The 15968-nt window shown below is 66.7% G+C and carries 15 protein-coding genes; 5 read left to right on the forward strand and 10 right to left on the reverse strand.

Annotated features, from left to right (window positions below; translation table 11 throughout):
• Nucleotides 1-11: 11 nt before the first annotated feature.
• The 8 genes from pheT to STE01S_RS10365 all read right to left on the reverse strand — a co-directional run bounded on the left by pheT (nucleotide 12) and on the right by STE01S_RS10365 (nucleotide 8265).
• Nucleotides 12-2393 (reverse strand): phenylalanine--tRNA ligase subunit beta, encoded by a 2382-nt coding sequence (gene pheT / locus STE01S_RS10330; protein WP_062767488.1) that lies wholly within the window; start codon nucleotides 2391-2393, stop codon nucleotides 12-14.
• Nucleotides 2390-3484, reverse strand: a complete 1095-nt coding sequence (gene pheS / locus STE01S_RS10335; RefSeq protein WP_062767600.1) for a phenylalanine--tRNA ligase subunit alpha — start codon at nucleotides 3482-3484, stop codon at nucleotides 2390-2392. Before pheS ends, pheT begins: the two co-directional genes overlap by 4 nt.
• A gap of 161 nt (nucleotides 3485-3645) precedes the next feature.
• A complete protein-coding gene (locus STE01S_RS10340) occupies nucleotides 3646-4548 on the reverse strand; it encodes a helix-turn-helix domain-containing protein (protein ID WP_082813300.1) in 903 nt (300 codons plus the stop codon).
• Between the two features lie 325 nt (nucleotides 4549-4873).
• A complete protein-coding gene (gene rplT, locus STE01S_RS10345) occupies nucleotides 4874-5239 on the reverse strand; it encodes a 50S ribosomal protein L20 (RefSeq protein WP_003042303.1) in 366 nt (121 codons plus the stop codon).
• 14 nt (nucleotides 5240-5253) lie between these two features.
• Nucleotides 5254-5457 (reverse strand): 50S ribosomal protein L35, encoded by a 204-nt coding sequence (gene rpmI, locus STE01S_RS10350; protein WP_003042306.1) that lies wholly within the window; start codon nucleotides 5455-5457, stop codon nucleotides 5254-5256.
• 223 nt (nucleotides 5458-5680) lie between these two features.
• Complete coding sequence (hisN, locus tag STE01S_RS10355) at nucleotides 5681-6463, reverse strand: histidinol-phosphatase (protein ID WP_062767490.1); 783 nt, start codon at nucleotides 6461-6463, stop codon at nucleotides 5681-5683.
• Nucleotides 6464-6467: 4 nt separating this feature from the next.
• Nucleotides 6468-7403, reverse strand: coding sequence for a ribose-phosphate pyrophosphokinase (locus tag STE01S_RS10360; protein ID WP_003042312.1), 936 nt, complete (start codon nucleotides 7401-7403; stop codon nucleotides 6468-6470).
• A gap of 82 nt (nucleotides 7404-7485) precedes the next feature.
• A complete protein-coding gene (locus STE01S_RS10365) occupies nucleotides 7486-8265 on the reverse strand; it encodes a LytTR family DNA-binding domain-containing protein (RefSeq protein WP_058810852.1) in 780 nt (259 codons plus the stop codon).
• A gap of 176 nt (nucleotides 8266-8441) precedes the next feature.
• On the opposite strand from STE01S_RS10365, the gene STE01S_RS10370 reads away from it, so the two are divergent.
• The 5 genes from STE01S_RS10370 to rpmG all read left to right on the forward strand — a co-directional run bounded on the left by STE01S_RS10370 (nucleotide 8442) and on the right by rpmG (nucleotide 13261).
• Complete coding sequence (locus STE01S_RS10370; protein ID WP_082813301.1) at nucleotides 8442-8954, forward strand: DUF2306 domain-containing protein; 513 nt, start codon at nucleotides 8442-8444, stop codon at nucleotides 8952-8954.
• A gap of 31 nt (nucleotides 8955-8985) precedes the next feature.
• Nucleotides 8986-10659, forward strand: a complete 1674-nt coding sequence (locus tag STE01S_RS10375) for an NAD+ synthase (RefSeq protein ID WP_062767494.1) — start codon at nucleotides 8986-8988, stop codon at nucleotides 10657-10659.
• A 35-nt stretch (nucleotides 10660-10694) separates the two neighbouring features.
• Nucleotides 10695-12005, forward strand: a complete 1311-nt coding sequence (gltX, locus tag STE01S_RS10380) for a glutamate--tRNA ligase (protein ID WP_062767496.1) — start codon at nucleotides 10695-10697, stop codon at nucleotides 12003-12005.
• 130 nt (nucleotides 12006-12135) lie between these two features.
• Nucleotides 12136-12864 (forward strand): energy transducer TonB, encoded by a 729-nt coding sequence (locus tag STE01S_RS10385; RefSeq protein WP_062767498.1) that lies wholly within the window; start codon nucleotides 12136-12138, stop codon nucleotides 12862-12864.
• 229 nt (nucleotides 12865-13093) lie between these two features.
• A complete protein-coding gene (rpmG, locus tag STE01S_RS10390) occupies nucleotides 13094-13261 on the forward strand; it encodes a 50S ribosomal protein L33 (protein ID WP_003042331.1) in 168 nt (55 codons plus the stop codon).
• Nucleotides 13262-13411: 150 nt separating this feature from the next.
• Here rpmG and STE01S_RS10395 read toward each other — a convergent pair whose 3' ends face one another.
• Both STE01S_RS10395 and STE01S_RS10400 read right to left on the reverse strand, forming a co-directional pair.
• The gene (locus STE01S_RS10395; protein WP_058810857.1) at nucleotides 13412-14452 is read right to left on the reverse strand and encodes a rod shape-determining protein; all 1041 of its coding nucleotides are present in this window, start codon (nucleotides 14450-14452) and stop codon (nucleotides 13412-13414) included.
• A gap of 181 nt (nucleotides 14453-14633) precedes the next feature.
• Nucleotides 14634-15965, reverse strand: a complete 1332-nt coding sequence (locus STE01S_RS10400; RefSeq protein WP_062767500.1) for an MFS transporter — start codon at nucleotides 15963-15965, stop codon at nucleotides 14634-14636.
• Between the last annotated feature and the right edge of the window lie 3 nt (nucleotides 15966-15968).

Below are 15968 nucleotides of genomic sequence, written 5' to 3' on the forward strand. Positions count from 1 at the left end.
CCGTCGCCGGCCTATCCGCGCAGCACCGCGCCCAGTTTCGCGGCGGCGGCGACCACCTTGTCGGCGATCGCCTTCAGCTCGGCGTCGGTGAAGCTCTTGTCCTGCGGCTGCAGCTCGACCTCGACCGCCAGGCTGACCTGTCCTTCCGGGACGCCCTGGCCGGCGAAACGGTCGAACAGCCGCGCATCGATGATGCTCGCCTTGTCGGCGCCCTTGACCGCGCGGACGAGATCGCCTGCCGCCAGCGTTTCGGGCGCGAGGAAGGCGAAATCGCGGCGCACCGATTGCAGCGCAGGTGGCGTGAAGGCCGCACGCGCCGGGCCGCTTGCACGCTTCGCCGGAATCGCGTCGAGGAAAATCTGCACCGCCATCACCGGCCCGTCGACATCGAAATGCTTTGCGAGCGCGGGGTGCAGCGCGCCGAATTCGGCGAGTACGGCCTTCGGCCCCAGTCGAAGCGTCGCCGACTGCCCGGGATGCCAGATCGCCCCATCGGCGACCGGCTCCATCACCTGCAGACGGTCGGCAGGGGCACCCGCAGCATCGAGCAGGGCGAGCGCTGCCGCCTTGGCGTCGAAAGCGTCGAATGGCGCGGCCTTGCCCGCCTGCCAGCCGCGCGGATGCTTGTCGCCGGCCATCAGCAGCGCGAGCGTCGGATGCTCGGCGTCGGCCAGATAGCGCCGCCCGATCTCGAACAGACGGATGCTGTCGGCGCCGCGGTTCTGATTGCGCGCCGTGGCGGCGAGCAGGCCGGGCAGCAACGACGGCCGCATGACCTTCAGATCCTCGCTGATCGGATTGGCGAGCGTCCAGGCGCCGCCGCCGAAGGGCGCCGCTTCGCGTTCGGAGACGAAGGACCAGGTCACCGCCTCGTGGAATCCCGCCGCCGCTGCGCCCCGGCGCAGGCGCCGTTCGATCAGCTGTTCGGGGGTTGCCGTCGGCCGGGCGACGCCGTCGGCGCGGGGCAGGGCGACCGATGCGATGGCGTCGAAACCCGCGATCCGCGTCACTTCCTCGACCACGTCGGGCGCGGCGTCCATGTCGCGGCGCCAGCTCGGCACTGCAATCTGCCAAGGCGTGCCTTCGGTGACGCCGAAGCCCAGTGCCTCGAGGATCGCGCGCTGCCGCGCCGGGTCGATCGCGATCCCGCCGAGCGTCGCCGACAGGGCGGGATCATAGGCGATCGTCTTCGCCGCGATCGGCGGCTCGCCCGCGCGCGTTACGGTCGAGGCCGTGCCGCCACAGATGTCGAGGATATATCCGGTGATGATCGCGGTCGCATCGTCCAGGAATGCGGGATCGACGCCGCGTTCGAACCGGCTGCGCGCATCGCTGGTGAGGCCGAGCGCCTGCCCGGTCAGCGCGATCCGCTCGGGCGTGAAATAGGCGACCTCGAGCAACACGTCGGTCGTCGTTTCGCTGCACCCGCTATGCTCGCCGCCCATGATGCCGGCGATGTCGTGGACGCCGCTGTCGTCGCCGATCACGGTCATGCTGTCGGTCAGCACATAGTCCTTGCCATTGAGCGCGGTCACCGTTTCACCATCGCGCGCGCGGCGTGCAACGAGCGCGCCGTTCAGCGTCGCGCGATCGTAGACATGGCTCGGCCGGCCGAGGTCGAGCATCACATAGTTGGTGATGTCGACCAGCGCCGAAATCGAACGCTGCCCCACCGCTTCGAGCCGCCGCCGCATCCATTCGGGGGCGGTGCCATTGGTGACGCCGCTGATCGTGCGACCGAAAAAGGCCGGGCAGCCTTCGGTGTCGTCGGTGCGGATCGCGGTTGCCGGGGCGCCTTCGCCCGCGATGACGGGGACGTCGAGCGGCTTGAGCGTGCCGAGCCCGGCGGCGGCGAGGTCGCGCGCGATGCCGCGCACGCCCATGCAATCCTGCCGGTTGGGGGTGACCGAAATGTCGATCACCGGATCGCCCGCGCCCGAATAATCGGCGAAGGCGGCGCCGACCGGTGCGTCGGCGGGCAATTCGATGATGCCGTCATGATCGTCGCCGAGTTCGAGTTCGCGCGTCGAACACATCATGCCGTTTGAGGTGACGCCGCGGATCGCCGAGATTTTCAGCTCCATGCCGTTGGCGGGGACCACCGCACCGGGCAGCCCGAGCACACCGACCAGTCCCGCGCGGGCGTTGGGCGCGCCGCACACGACCTGGAGCGGGGCGCCGTCGCCGGCATCGACCGTCAGCACCTGCAGCTTGTCGGCCTGCGGATGCCGTTCGGCGGTCAGCACCTTGGCGACGCGAAAGCCCGCGAGCTTCTCGGCGGGATTTTCGACGCCTTCGACTTCGAGCCCGATGCGGTTGAGCGCCGCGACGACATCGTCGACGGTCGCATCGGTGTCGAGATGCGCCTTCAGCCATTCGAGGGTGATCTTCATGCCGAAATCCCCCCGCTGAGCGTCGGTACATTCAGTGCGCCGAACCCATAGTGCGACAGCCAGCGCAGGTCGCCGTCGAAGAAGGCGCGCAGATCGTCCATGCCATATTTGAGCATCGCGAGCCGGTCGATACCGATGCCGAAGGCGAAACCCTGCCACGCGTCGGGATCGAGGCCGCAATTGGCAAGGACACGGCGGTTGACCATGCCGCTGCCGAGCAATTCCATCCACGCATGGCCGTCGTCATCGCCATGTCCGCCGACGATCCGGCGCCCCTTTTCCTGGCGGTAACCGACATCGACCTCGGCCGACGGTTCGGTGAAGGGGAAATAGGAGGGACGCAGCCGAAGGACGATGTCGTCGCGTTCGAAAAAGGCCTTCAGGAAGGTTTCGAGCGTCCATTTGAGATGGCCCATGTGGATATCGCGATCGATCACCAGCCCCTCGACCTGATGGAACATCGGCGTGTGCGTGGCGTCGCTGTCGCTGCGATAGACGCGGCCGGGCGCGATGATGCGGATCGGCGGCTCCTGGCTCATCATCGTGCGGACCTGCACCGGCGAGGTGTGGGTGCGCAGCAGCATCGCGCGGCCTTCGGCATCCTTGTCGGGGAAATAGAAGGTGTCGTGCATCGCGCGCGCGGGGTGCGTTTCGGGGATGTTGAGCGCGGTGAAATTGCGCCAGTCGTCCTCGATCTCGGGCCCGGTCGCGACCGCAAAGCCCATGTCGGCGAATATTTCGGCGATTTCGTCCATGACCTGGCTCACCGGATGGACGCTGCCTTTGGGGGCGGCGTCGGCGGGCAGCGTCATGTCGAGACGCTCGGCGGCGAGCTTCGCCTCGAGCGCCGCGCCTTCGAGCGCGGCCTTGCGCGCGGCGAGCGCGTTGGTGACGGCTTCGCGCAGCGCGTGGATCTGCGGCCCCTGCGTCTGGCGTTCGTCGGGGGTCATGCCGCCCAGCGTCTTGAGCAGGGCCGACACGCTGCCCGCCTTGCCAAGCGCCGCGACGCGCAGCGCCTCGACCGCGTCGAGGTCGGCGGCGGCGTCGATCTCGGCCACCAGCTTGGCCTGCATGGCCTGATAATCGCTCATCGTCTTTTCGTCCTGCGGCGGCCGCGCACCGGTTCGCGTGCGACCGTCTTTAGCCTGTTTCTGTCCGGCCTGCGGCGGCGCAAAGCCTGCCATTGCCCCGTCGCCGCTTGCACCGAAGGACGCGCGCGGGTCAACCCCGAAGCGCGCGGCGGGCGGGCGGTTCAGCCTGCGGGCTTGTGGAGGCCCTGAACCGCCGCACCGGCGGCGGCGGCGCGCGCTATTGCGGCGGCGCCAAGGATGGGCTTGGGCCGCGCGGCATAGTCGCGCGGGCCGATGCCCATGAAAGCCTTGAAGTCGCGGGTGAACTGCGCCTGATCGTAATAATGATAATCGAGCGTATCGATCCACGCCATCGAGGGGTCGAGCATGAATCGGGCAAGGCTGCGCAGGAAGCGCTGACGGCGCAGCAGCAGCTTGGGCGAAAAGCCGAAGGCGCGCTGACTGAGCCGCTCGACCGAGCGTTCGGACATCCCCAGCTTGTCGGCCAGATCGGCCACGCTGCCGAGATCGTCGTCCATAAGCGCGGCATAGGCGGCTGCGATCGCCGGATCGTCGGGCGGCGCGCCCGCGAGCATCGCGGCGAAGCGCGCGTCGATCAGCGCCGCGCCGACTTCAAGATCCTCGATCGTGGCAAGCTCGTCGAGCAGGGGAGCGAGTGCCGCGAAGGCTGGGTGCGTCGCCCCGTCGCAAAAGCGATCGGCCATCGAATCGGCTGCAATGTCGAAGAATTTCGCCCAACCGGTCGGCAGGATGCCGATCCCCCAGGCACGCATCGACCCGCACGAAAAGAAGGTCGCACGGCTTGTCGGACCGGTCGCGATGAAGGGCGCGGTGGGGCTCGCCGCTTCGCCACCGACCGCCGCGAGCGGCGTCATTCCGGAAATAAAGCGCAGATTGGCCCATTCGGGGTGCAGATAATCGTCGATGCGCACGCCCGCAGGGGCATCGACATCGGTGCGGTAGATAATGCTGCAATAGGGGCGCAGGGCTTCCGACACGGGAAAAAAGCGCGTCACGACGCGCACATCCTGCGGCAGATTCTGGCTCGCCCTAGTCCCTGGCATGGCGCCACCCTGCAAAGCGATGCGCAAAAAAACAACAGGCTAGGTGGCGCGTCTGTCGGATTTTTACAATTTTTCCCGGCGATGCGGAGTCATATGTCGCGGCACAGGGATACTTCCGCCGGCCGTCAGCTTATCTGCGACCCACGGCTATTCGGTACGGAGGGAGGGGGGCGGTGCATCCATTCGGGTCATCGTCGAGACGGCGCGGAGCTTGCAAGCTCCGCGCCGTCTCTCTTTGGAAATCCTGTCCACCCGGCCGTTAGCGCGCACGAAAAAGGGCGGCCCCTTGCGGGACCGCCCTTTTGTTTCGTCGGTGCCGGCGGCCTCAGGCGGCCTTGGGCAGCGCCGCCTTCGCCTGCGCGATGATGGCGGTAAAGACACCGCCTTCGTTCATCGCGAGATCGGCCATGACCTTGCGGTCGAGTTCGATGCCGGCGAGCTTAACGCCGTGCATGAACTGCGAATAGGTCAGGCCTTCGGCGCGAACCGCAGCGTTGATACGCTGGATCCACAGGGCGCGGAAGTTCCGCTTCTTCACCTTGCGGTCGCGATAGGCGTACTGGCCGGCCTTCTCGACCGCCTGCTTGGCGACGCGGATGGTGTTCTTGCGACGGCCGTAATAGCCCTTCGCCTGCGCCAGAACGCGGTTGTGCTTGGCGCGCGTGGTGGTGCCGCGTTTGATACGGGACATGGGTCAGGCGCTCCTTACTTCAGGCCGTAGGGCGCCCAGAGGCGCACATGGCCCGCATCGGCATCGCTGAGCACGCTGGTGCCGCGATTGGTGCGGATATATTTGCTATTGTGCGAAATCAGGCGGTGGCGCTTGCCGGCAACGCCGTGCTTCACCTTGCCCGAGGCGGTGAATTTGAAGCGCTTCTTCACACCGCTCTTGGTCTTCAGCTTGGGCATTTTCGTCTCCTTGGTTAGCGACGATATCGACCGGCCCTGGCAGCCCTTTCAGCCAGGCAGGTCAGCTTGCTATCGTGCGAAGGCGCGCGCCTAGACGGATTCGCGCGGAAATGCAAGCATGGCACGCGATTTCCCTTATGTCACGCGAAGGTGCGCAAGCGATGCGGCAGGGCGCGCTGCCCTCCTTGTGTCTTTGTGCGAGGCCTTTTAAGGCAATCGCCCGTCAATGGTGGCAGGCCAGCCCCTCGATCACGTCCTCCAGGCGCGCGGGATCCCCCAAGGCGATCACATGCCCGCTGCTGTCGGCGTGGAGCGGGTCGCCGTTCCAATCGCACATCGTTCCGCCGGCGCCTTCGACGATGGGGACGAGCGCCGCATAATCGTGCAGTTTCAGCCCCGCCTCGACCACCAGATCGATATGTCCGCTGGCGAGAAGGCCATAATTGTAGCAGTCGCCGCCGAACACCATCCGCTTGTGCGCGGTCTGCGCTGCCAGCGCCATGAAATGTTCACCGTCATGGTCGCTGAAATATTGCGGCCCCGTCGTTGCAAGCACCGCGTCGGCAAGGTTGCGGCAGGTTCGCGTCGTTGCCGGGTGGCCGTTGAACAGCGTGGGCTCGCCCATCGCGCCGGTCCAGCGTTCGCCCGAAATCGGCTGGTCGATGATGCCGAGCACGGGCCAGCCGTCCTGCAAGAGAGCGATCAGCGTGCCGAAGATCGGCCGGCCGGCCATGAAGCTGACCGTCCCGTCGATCGGATCGAGGACCCACTGGCGCGCGGCGTCCGCCCGTTCGGCCCCATATTCCTCGCCGATGATCCCGTCGCGCGGGGTTTCGGCGTCCAGCAGTTTGCGCATCGCTGCTTCGGCGGCGCGATCGGCCTCGGTAACAGGCGACGCGTCGGCCTTGGCTTCGTGCGACCAGTTCGAACGGAAAAGCGGACGAATTGCGGCGCCCGCCGCATCGGCGAGGCGATGAGCAAGGGCAATGTCGGTTTCGAGCGACACGCGATCAGTCGAAGAGGCTGCTGACCGAGCTTTCGTCGGCAATGCGTTTGATCGCTTCGCCGAGCAGCGGCGCGACGGTCAGCGCGCGCACCTTGCTGCTGTCGTTCACGGCGTCGGTCGGCTGGATCGAATCGGTGATGACGAGCTCGGTCAGTTCGCTCGCATCGACGCGGGCGACGGCGCCGCCCGACAGCACGCCATGGGTGCAATAGGCGACGACGCCCTCCGCCCCCGCGGCTTTCAGCGCGGCGGCGGCGTTGCACAGCGTACCTGCCGAATCGACGATATCGTCGATCAGAACGCAGAAGCGCCCCTCGACGTCGCCGATGATGTTCATCACTTCGGATTCGCCAGCGCGTTCGCGGCGCTTGTCGACGATCGCCAGCGGCGCGTTGTCGAGCCGCTTGGCCAGCGCGCGGGCGCGCACGACGCCGCCGACGTCGGGCGAGACGACCATCAGATTCTTGTCGCCGAAGCGCGCCTGGATGTCGGCGCTCATTACCGGTGCGGCATAGAGATTGTCGGTCGGGATGTCGAAAAAGCCCTGGATCTGTCCGGCGTGCAGGTCGATCGCCAGCACGCGGTCGGCGCCTGCGGTGGTGACGAGATTGGCGACAAGCTTGGCCGAGATGGGCGTGCGCGGGCCGGGTTTGCGATCCTGGCGGGCATAGCCGAAATAAGGGATCACTGCGGTGATGCGCTTTGCCGAGGCGCGGCGCAGCGCGTCGGTGATGATCAGCAGTTCCATCAGATTGTCGTTCGCCGGGAAATTGGTCGGCTGAACCACGAAAACGTCCTGACCGCGGACATTTTCGTGAATTTCGACGAAAACCTCCTCGTCGGCGAAGCGGCGCACGCTGGTATCGGTCAGCGGCAGTTCCAGATAGTCCGCGATGGCGCGGGCGAGGGGAAGATTGCTGTTGCCGGAAATCAGTTTCATGCGCGGGGCCCCTTGTCGCCGATTGGGGATGGATGCGCGCCCCTTAGCCAGCGGGCGCGCGAAGGGAAAGGGGCAATCCCGTCTAAATCCACCCCGCGGCGCGCAGCGCGGGCATCATGTCGCGCGCAACGGGGGCTTCATGGCCGCTTGTCAGCGTGACGATCGCGGTGCGGCCGTCGCGGCGGACGGCAGCGACGGCGGCGCGTGCGACCCACCAGCTGCGATGGATGCGCAGGCCGTCGGCATCGCCCAGCCGCGCGATCGCATCGCGCATCCGCACAAGGATGAGCTCTTCCGATCGCGTACCGATCACCCGGACATAATGATCCTCGCCCTTCAGCGCGAGGATGGCGCCGAAACCGGGCGGCAGCGGCAGCGCGGCATCGGGTTCCGGTGCGGGGGCGGGGGGCGGCGGCGTTTTGGTCGCCGTTGTAGGCTGGGTTTCGGCGGCGGGCGGCGGACCATCGTCGGCTTGCGCGCGGAAGCTCAGCCCCATCACGCCCACGACCACTGCCGACACGATGCTGATATAGAGATACATCGTCCAGAAGCCCGGCCAGCGCAGCGCCTCGCCGAAGCTCATCTGCATCGCCATCATCGTAACGACGAGCGTCACCGGCACGCTGGCGACGATCAGCGCGATCAGCCGCCCGCCAAGGGGCGGGAGACCGGTCGCGTCGCATAGCCAGCCTGCGACAACCCCGGTTGGACGATAGAAGATATAGCCCGCGAGCAGCCACATCACCCAGTTGAGCATCCGGATGGCCGGCGGATTGTTGAAGGTGCCGAACGGCCCGAGTAGCCCGATCAACAGGCCGAGCGCGATCATCGCGAGCAGTTCGATCGTCAGCCGTTTCGCCATATCGCCCCGTTTGTGCGTGCCATTTCACGAAGCGTCAACGGGCAAAGCGGCGGATTTGCGAACTATTCCGCCGCCTTGGCGAAGGCGCGCTTGTCCGTGAACGGCGCGCGGCCAGGAAGAGGGCAACCGCCGGTGACAGCGCCGGAACAGATCGGTCTTCGAAAGGAAAAGCCGCCATGACCAGCATAGCCGCCCCCGCCGCCACAGCGCGTCGTCCAGCCAAATTGTCGCGCCGCATCGGGCTGACCGCGCTCCTCGTTCTCGGCGGCATCGTTGCTGCGCTGCTGGCGCGTTCGTTCATGGGGCCGTCTACCTATCGCACGCCGATGTGGGCGATCTGGCTTCATCTTGCGACCGTCGTTCCCGCCGTGCCGCTCGGCGCCTGGCTGCTCTGGCGCCGCCGCAAGGGCGACCTGGCGCACAAGATCGGTGGGCGCGCCTGGGCCGCGATGATGGTCGTGACGGCGATCGACAGCTTCTGGATCCGGACCGTTACCGGGACGATCAGCCCGATTCACATCTTTTCGCTGATCGTGCTCGTCCAGCTGCCGCGGGCGATCTGGTTCGCGCGGATGGGCGACATCGACCGCCACCTCAAGCTGATGCGCGGCATCTATATCGGCCTGATTGCGGCCGGCTTCTTTGCGATGGCGCCCGGCCGGACGCTGTGGACGCTGGCTTTCGGTTGAATTTGGGGCGCGGTGGTCTATTGGCGGGAGCATGACCGACGCCCCTGCCGCCACGCTGTCCATCGTCCTGTCGCAGATGACGCAGAGCGTCGGCGACCTTGCCGCCAATGTCGATGCGATGCGCGCCGTCCGCGCGCGGCACCAGGACGCCGACCTGATCCTCTATCCCGAGTTGCAATTGATCGGTTATCCGCCCGAAGATCTGGTGCTCAAGCCCGCGCTCGCCGACCGCGCCGCGCGCCTGCTGACCGAGCTGGCGGCGGACACTGCCGATGGCGGTCCGGCGATGCTGGTCGGTTCGGTCGAGCGCGACGGCGACGGCCGCCTCTACAATATCGTCGCGCTGCTCGACGGCGGGCGGATCGTCGCGACGCGGCGCAAGCACGAACTGCCCAATTATGGCACCTTCGACGAAAAGCGCGTCTTCGCACCCGGCCCGCTGCCCAATGTCGTCGAATGGCGCGGGGTGCGGCTGGGACTGCCGATCTGCGAGGATGGCTGGTTTCCCACGGTCTGCGCGCATCTGGCGGCGCAGGGCGCGGAGCTGCTGATATCGGTCAACGGCAGTCCATATGAAATCGACAAGGACGACCGCCGCCTGACACAAGTGTTCGCGGCGCGTGTCGCCGAAACGAGGCTGCCGCTGATTTTCCTCAATCGCATCGGCGGGCAGGACGAGCTGGTGTTCGACGGCTGCTCCTTTGTGCTGAACGGCGACGGGCGCGCGGCGCATCGCCTGACCGACTGGGAAGCCGAAGAGCGCGTAACCCGCTGGACGAAAGAGGCCGACGGCTGGATCTGCTCGCCCGGCGCGATCGCCGAATGGGACGCGCATCCCGCCGACATATATGACGCGATGGTGCTGTCGCTGCGCGACTATGTAGAGCGCAATCGCTTTCCCGGCGTCGTGCTGGGCCTGTCCGGCGGCATAGATTCGGCGATCTGCGCCGCGATCGCCGCCGACGCGCTCGGCCCCGACAAGGTGTGGTGCGTGATGCTGCCGAGCCGCTTTACCAGTCGGGACAGCCTCGACGATGCGGCGGGCTGCGCGGGCATGATCGGGTGCCGGCTCGACACGATTTCGATCGTCCCGGCGGTCGAGGCTTTCGATACGATGCTGTCGGACAGCTTCGCCGACGCGGCGGTCGATACGACTGAGGAGAATGTCCAGTCGCGCATCCGGGGCGTCACGCTGATGGCGCTCAGCAACAAGTTCGGCCCGATGCTGATGACGACGGGAAACAAGAGCGAGATGAGCGTCGGCTATGCGACTATCTATGGCGATATGGCGGGCGGCTATAACCCGCTGAAGGATGCCTACAAGACCACGGTGTTCGCGGTATCGCGCTGGCGCAACGCGAATGTCCCGCGCCTGTCGCGCAATCCGGTGACGCCGGTGATGCCCGACCGCATCATCACCAAGCCGCCCAGCGCCGAACTCCGCCCCGACCAGAAGGACGAGGACAGCCTGCCGCCCTATGAGGATCTTGACCGCATGCTCCACATGCTGGTCGAAGAAGAGGCGAGCGTCGACGATGTGGTCGCGCGCTACGGCTTCGACCGCGACGTGGTGGCGCGCATCGAAAGGCTGCTGGCGATCGCCGAATATAAGCGGCGCCAGGCGCCGCCGGGGGTCAAGCTGTCGACGCGCAACTTTGGCCGCGACCGCCGCTATCCGATCACGCACGGCTTTCGCACCGCCTGACTCGCATCCCGCGCGAAACCGGTTATAGGCGCGCCATGACCGTCATCACCCGCTTCGCTCCCTCGCCGACCGGCAGCCTGCACGTCGGCAATGTCCGCACCGCGCTCCATAACTGGATGTGGGCGCGCAAGCATGGCGGGCGCTTCCTGCTCCGCATCGACGATACCGATCTCGAACGCTCGAAGGAGGAATATGTCGAGGGCATCCGCACCGATCTCGCATGGCTGGGTCTCGATATCGACGGCGAGGAGCGCCAGTCGGCGCGCTTCGCGCTCTATGAGGCCGAGTTTGAAAAGCTGAAGGCGGCGGGCCGCGTCTACGCCTGTTACGAGACGCCCGAGGAGCTGGAAATCCGGCGCAAGATTCTGCTCTCGCGCGGGCTGCCGCCGGTCTATGAGCGTAAGTCCGCCGACGCGCCGGTGCCCGAAGGCGTGGCGCCGCACTGGCGCTTCCGGCTCGATCAGGGCGCGCCGATCGAATGGACGGACCTGATTCGCGGACCGCAGCATTTCGACCCCAAGACCATGTCCGACCCGGTCGTGCGCCGCGCCGACGGCAGCTGGCTCTATCTGCTGCCGAGCGTGATCGACGATATTGCCATGGGCATCACGCATGTCGTGCGCGGCGAGGATCATGTGTCGAACACCGCGGCGCAGATCCAGATGTTTCAGGCGCTCGGCGCGACGCCGCCCGCATTCGCGCACGAGGCGCTGCTCGTCGGCACCGAAGGCAAGTTGTCGAAGCGCCTCGGCTCGCTCGGCATGGCAGCGCTGCGCGAGAATGGTATCGAACCGATCGCGCTCGTCGCGCTGCTGGCGCGCCTCGGGACGAGCGATCCGGTCGAGCCGGTGACGAGCGCGGGACCGCTGATCGAAGCGATCGACTTCGCGCGCTTCGGCCGCGCGCCGGCGCGCTTCGACGAGGCCGAGCTGGCGCTGCTCAACCAGAAGATTCTGCACCACACCGATTATCACGCGGTTGCGCCGCGCCTGCCGCTCGCGATCGGCGCCGCGCGCTGGAACGCGATTCGTCCCAATCTGATGACCGTGGCCGAGGCTGCGGAATGGGTTCCGGTGTTCGACGGGCCGTTCGTGCCGCCCGTGCCCGACGCCGCCGATCGCCCGGTACTTGCCGCCGCTGCGGCCGCGGCACCCGCGGTCGATTGGGATGCCGACCCCTGGCACGCGCTGACCGCCGCGGTGAAGGCCGCGACCGGCGCGAAGGGGCGTGCGCTGTTCCTGCCGCTGCGCCGCGCGCTCACCGGCCGCGACCATGGGCCCGATATGGCCGAACTGCTGCCGCTGATCGCCAAGGATCAGGCGATAGCGCGTCTCTCCATTTCCTGAACGCGCGGCGTCGGCGCATTCCTATCTTGCCGCTTGACAATATTTGTGACGTTATAATATCACACAAACTGATCCGGCAGACAGCTCGGTCAGAAACGGGCGGAGCCGGTCACAGGCAAGGAGAGAGGCCATGACCCTGATTCCCCTGATCTCGGCGATCGTATCGGCGCCCGAGGCGACCACCGCAGTTGCCGGCGCCGCGCCGCCGCGCCGCAATAGCTACGATCCCGGCGCGGGCCATCGGCCCGTAGCGTTCGCCTTCGCGGTCGGCCTGCCGGTGGCGTTCGTCGTTGCGGTCGCATTGTCGCCGATCATCATCGAAAAGGCGCCTGTACTCGCGCCGCTGACCGGCACGCTGATTGAAATCGAAAAGCCCAAACCGCCCGAGACGAAGCCAGAGGTCAAGCCGAGCCCAAGGAGCAACACGCCGACCGAGGCGGTGCGGCCGCTGGTCGATACATTTCCCCCGGCCGACCGCGGGGTCGAGGTGAAGCCAGTGGTGCCCGACCCGCTTCCCTATGATCCCGGCCCGACGACGGTCCGGCCCGCCGATCCGCCCAAGCCGCCGCCGCTCGTCCTGGCGGAACTCGACCAGCGCTTTGCCGGCAGCTTTCAGCCCGATTATCCGGCAAGCGAACAGCGGCGCGAGATCGAAGGCAGCGCGAAGGTGCGCGTGCTGATCGGCACCGACGGCCGGGTCAAGGCGGTCGAGCTGGTCAGCACCGACAGCCCGGGCTTTTTCGCCGAAACGAAACGCCGCGCGCTCGCCAAATGGCGCTTCAAGCCCGCGACGCGCGGCGGGGTGGCCGAGGAAAGCTGGAAGGTGATGGTCGTGCATTTCCAGATCCGCAACGGCTGACCCCATCGCAAGACCCCTCCCGGGGGGCGGCGCACCCCATCGGCCCGCCCCCTTTTCGACCACAGATTGCTTGACATTGACCGCGAATCCGGCCAATGGCGCCCGGATAAATGAGGGCGGCGCCCGCGCGCGGCCCTCTTTGTTTTTCATAGCAACCGTCGGGGCCCCCAGTCCCGCCACATGTGCCGGACGATCCGGCGGATGTGCCAATAGTTCGAGGATCAGGGCCATGGCCAAGCCGACGACCGTCAAGATCAAGCTGGTGAGCACCGCCGACACGGGCTTTTTCTACGTCACCAAGAAGAACCCGCGCACGATGACCGAAAAGATGTCGGTGCGCAAATATGACCCGCGTGCGCGCAAGCACGTCGAGTTCAAGGAAGCCAAGATCAAGTAAGCGCGTTACCCGCGTCCCGATGGCGCGGGCCGGCAACGGCTTGTCCCGGCACGGCCGGGATTGCGAAGGGCGGCGCTGAGCCGCCCTTTTTGCGTGCGCGAGCAGCGCGCGGTAAAGCGCCCGCACCGCAGGACGGCGCGGCGAGGGAAATCAGGCGGCCATCAATATGCCGCTGTAGGACCGATCGTCGAACGTCAGCCCGGCCCCCATGGCGACGCAGATCAGCGCATCTTCGGCGACCAGCACCGGCAAGCCGGTTGCCGCGGAGATGGCCTGATCCATCCGGCGCAGCAGCGCGCCGCCGCCGGTGAGCATGATCCCCGCATCGATGATGTCCGCCGACAATTCGGGCGGGGTCCGTTCCAGCGCCGCCTTTACCGCGCTGACGATCTGGCCCACCGGTTCGGCCAGTGCCTCGGCGATTTCGGCTTCGGACACGCTGATTTCGGACGGACGGCCGCTGACGAGATCGCGCCCTTTGACGGCCATGACGACGCCTTCGTCCTGCGGCGGCACCGCGGAGCCGATCGCGAGCTTGATGCGCTCGGCCGTCATCTCGCCGATCATCATATTATGCTTGCGGCGGATATACGACGCGATCATGTCGTCCATCTTGTCGCCGCCGACGCGTACCGAACTGCTGTGCGCGACGCCGCCGAGCGACAGCACGGCTACTTCGGTAGTGCCGCCACCAATGTCGACGACCATCGTTCCCTGTGGTTCTGTGACGGGCAGGCCGGCGCCGATCGCCGCGGCGAGCGGTTCCTCGATCAACTGAACGCTGCTCGCGCCGGCGTTGGAGGCCGCGTCGCGGATCGCGCGCCTTTCGACATGCGTCGACCCCGACGGCACGCAGACCACGACATGGCCGCGGCGCCGCAGGCGGCTTGTGCCGTCGAGCGCCTTGTCGATGAAATGCTTGATCATCTGTTCGGCCAGGTCGATGTCGGCGATCACCCCGTCGCGCAGCGGTCGCAGCGCCTCGAGATTGGCGGGCGTCTTGCCCATCATCAGCTTGGCATCGGCGCCGACCGCCTTGACGCGGCGCACGCCGTCGCGCGTTTCGATCGCGATCACCGATGGTTCGTTGAGCACGATACCGCGGCCGCGGACATAGATGACGGTGTTGACCGTGCCGAGATCGATCGCGACATCCTGTGCATGCGATGCGAAGCGTTGGAAAATCTTCATAAGCGGGGCGAAACCTCGATCCTTCCAGAATCCGATACAAGCGCCCCGCCCCCCGGCCTTCGCTCGCTCAATCCATAGGTCGCCGCTTGGAAAACTGCGCCCGCCAGGTCAATGCCCGTGCGAGCCAAAGCGAGGGTTTCGCGCGCCTGATCGATAAGCCGGGCCGGAACTGTGCCGGTTTCTAGCGCCGGAACGGGTCGCCGCGCAGCGAACGGCCGGCGGTTTCGGGCATGTAATGAAGCGCGACGAGCCCGACGAGACACGCCGCCATCATGTAATAGGCAGGCATCAGCGGGTCGCCGGTCGCGGAGATCAGCGCGCTGCCGACCATCGGTGCGGTGCCGCCGAAGATCGACGTCGAGATATTATAGGCGATCGCAAAGCCGGCAAAACGCACCGCGGTCGGAAAGAGCGCGGGGAAGGTCGCAGAGATCGTCGCGAGCTGCGGCACGTAGAGCAGGCCGAGCAGCAGGAAGCCCGCGATGGCTCCCGCGAAGCCCGTGCCGATCAGCATATAGAGCGGCACGACCGCGACGAGCAGCGCGATGAGCGAAAAGCGCCACATCGGTCGCCGTCCGATCCGGTCCGACAGCGCCCCGGCAAAGGGCAGGAAAACCATCATGAACAGCATTCCGATGATCGGGACGAGCAGCGCCTGATCGGGCGCCAAGCCGATCCGCCGTTCCAGATAGGTCGGCATATAGCTGAGCAGTGTATAATTGACGACGTTGAGCGCGATGACGAGCCCACCGACGACGAGCAGCGGCCGCCAGTGATTCCGGCCCAGCGCGGCGAGCCCGGGCGAGGGCCGATCCTCGGCCGCCTGCTGCGCCTCCAGAAAGACGGGCGTATCCTCCATCTTCGAGCGGACATACATGCCGATCAGCCCGATCGGACCGGCGACAAGGAAGGGGATGCGCCACCCCCATTCGTGCATCGCCGCATCGCCAAGGTGCAGCGAATAGCCAAGCATCAGCGCGGCGCCGAAGGAAAAGCCCGCGAGCGTTCCGAATTCGAGGAAGCTGCCATAGAAGCCGCGCCGGGCGTCGGGGGCATATTCGGCCATGAAAGTCGCCGCGCCGCCATATTCGCCGCCGGTCGAAAAACCCTGGACCATCCGCAGCAGGACGAGGATCGCTGGCGCCCAGAAGCCGATACTGTCATAGGATGGGATCAGGCCGACGGCGAAGGTCGCGCCCGCCATCATCAGGATCGTCATTGCGAGCACCGACTTGCGGCCGATGCGGTCGCCGAGCGGCCCCCAGAACAGCCCGCCGAGGGGGCGGACAAGGAAGGAAATGGCGAAGGTCGCGAGCGCGAACAGCACCGCCTCGCTCGCCTCGCCGGGGAAAAGCGCGGCCGAGATATAGGTGACGCCATAGGCGTAGATGCCATAGTCGAACCATTCGACCGCATTGCCGAGCGCCGACGCCCCGATCGCGCGGCGCAGCGTCGATTGGGTGGGGAGCGGCGCGGGCTGTCCGGCGGCGGGGAGCGGGGACGAACGGTCCATGGG

It is taken from the genome of Sphingopyxis terrae subsp. terrae NBRC 15098, from assembly GCF_001598815.1.
Lineage (GTDB): Bacteria > Pseudomonadota > Alphaproteobacteria > Sphingomonadales > Sphingomonadaceae > Sphingopyxis > Sphingopyxis terrae.

Coding starts and splice junctions, on each gene's coding strand:
- pheT (WP_062767488.1), bottom strand. CDS start 2,393: ATGAAGATCACCCTCGAATGGCTGAAGGCGCATCTCGACACCGATGCG.
- pheS (WP_062767600.1), bottom strand. CDS start 3,484: ATGAGCGATTATCAGGCCATGCAGGCCAAGCTGGTGGCCGAGATCGAC.
- STE01S_RS10340 (WP_082813300.1), bottom strand. CDS start 4,548: ATGCCAGGGACTAGGGCGAGCCAGAATCTGCCGCAGGATGTGCGCGTC.
- rplT (WP_003042303.1), bottom strand. CDS start 5,239: ATGTCCCGTATCAAACGCGGCACCACCACGCGCGCCAAGCACAACCGC.
- rpmI (WP_003042306.1), bottom strand. CDS start 5,457: ATGCCCAAGCTGAAGACCAAGAGCGGTGTGAAGAAGCGCTTCAAATTC.
- STE01S_RS10360 (WP_003042312.1), bottom strand. CDS start 7,403: ATGAAACTGATTTCCGGCAACAGCAATCTTCCCCTCGCCCGCGCCATC.
- STE01S_RS10365 (WP_058810852.1), bottom strand. CDS start 8,265: ATGGCGAAACGGCTGACGATCGAACTGCTCGCGATGATCGCGCTCGGC.
- STE01S_RS10370 (WP_082813301.1), top strand. CDS start 8,442: ATGACCAGCATAGCCGCCCCCGCCGCCACAGCGCGTCGTCCAGCCAAA.
- STE01S_RS10375 (WP_062767494.1), top strand. CDS start 8,986: ATGACCGACGCCCCTGCCGCCACGCTGTCCATCGTCCTGTCGCAGATG.
- gltX (WP_062767496.1), top strand. CDS start 10,695: ATGACCGTCATCACCCGCTTCGCTCCCTCGCCGACCGGCAGCCTGCAC.
- STE01S_RS10385 (WP_062767498.1), top strand. CDS start 12,136: ATGACCCTGATTCCCCTGATCTCGGCGATCGTATCGGCGCCCGAGGCG.
- rpmG (WP_003042331.1), top strand. CDS start 13,094: ATGGCCAAGCCGACGACCGTCAAGATCAAGCTGGTGAGCACCGCCGAC.
- STE01S_RS10395 (WP_058810857.1), bottom strand. CDS start 14,452: ATGAAGATTTTCCAACGCTTCGCATCGCATGCACAGGATGTCGCGATC.
- STE01S_RS10400 (WP_062767500.1), bottom strand. CDS start 15,965: ATGGACCGTTCGTCCCCGCTCCCCGCCGCCGGACAGCCCGCGCCGCTC.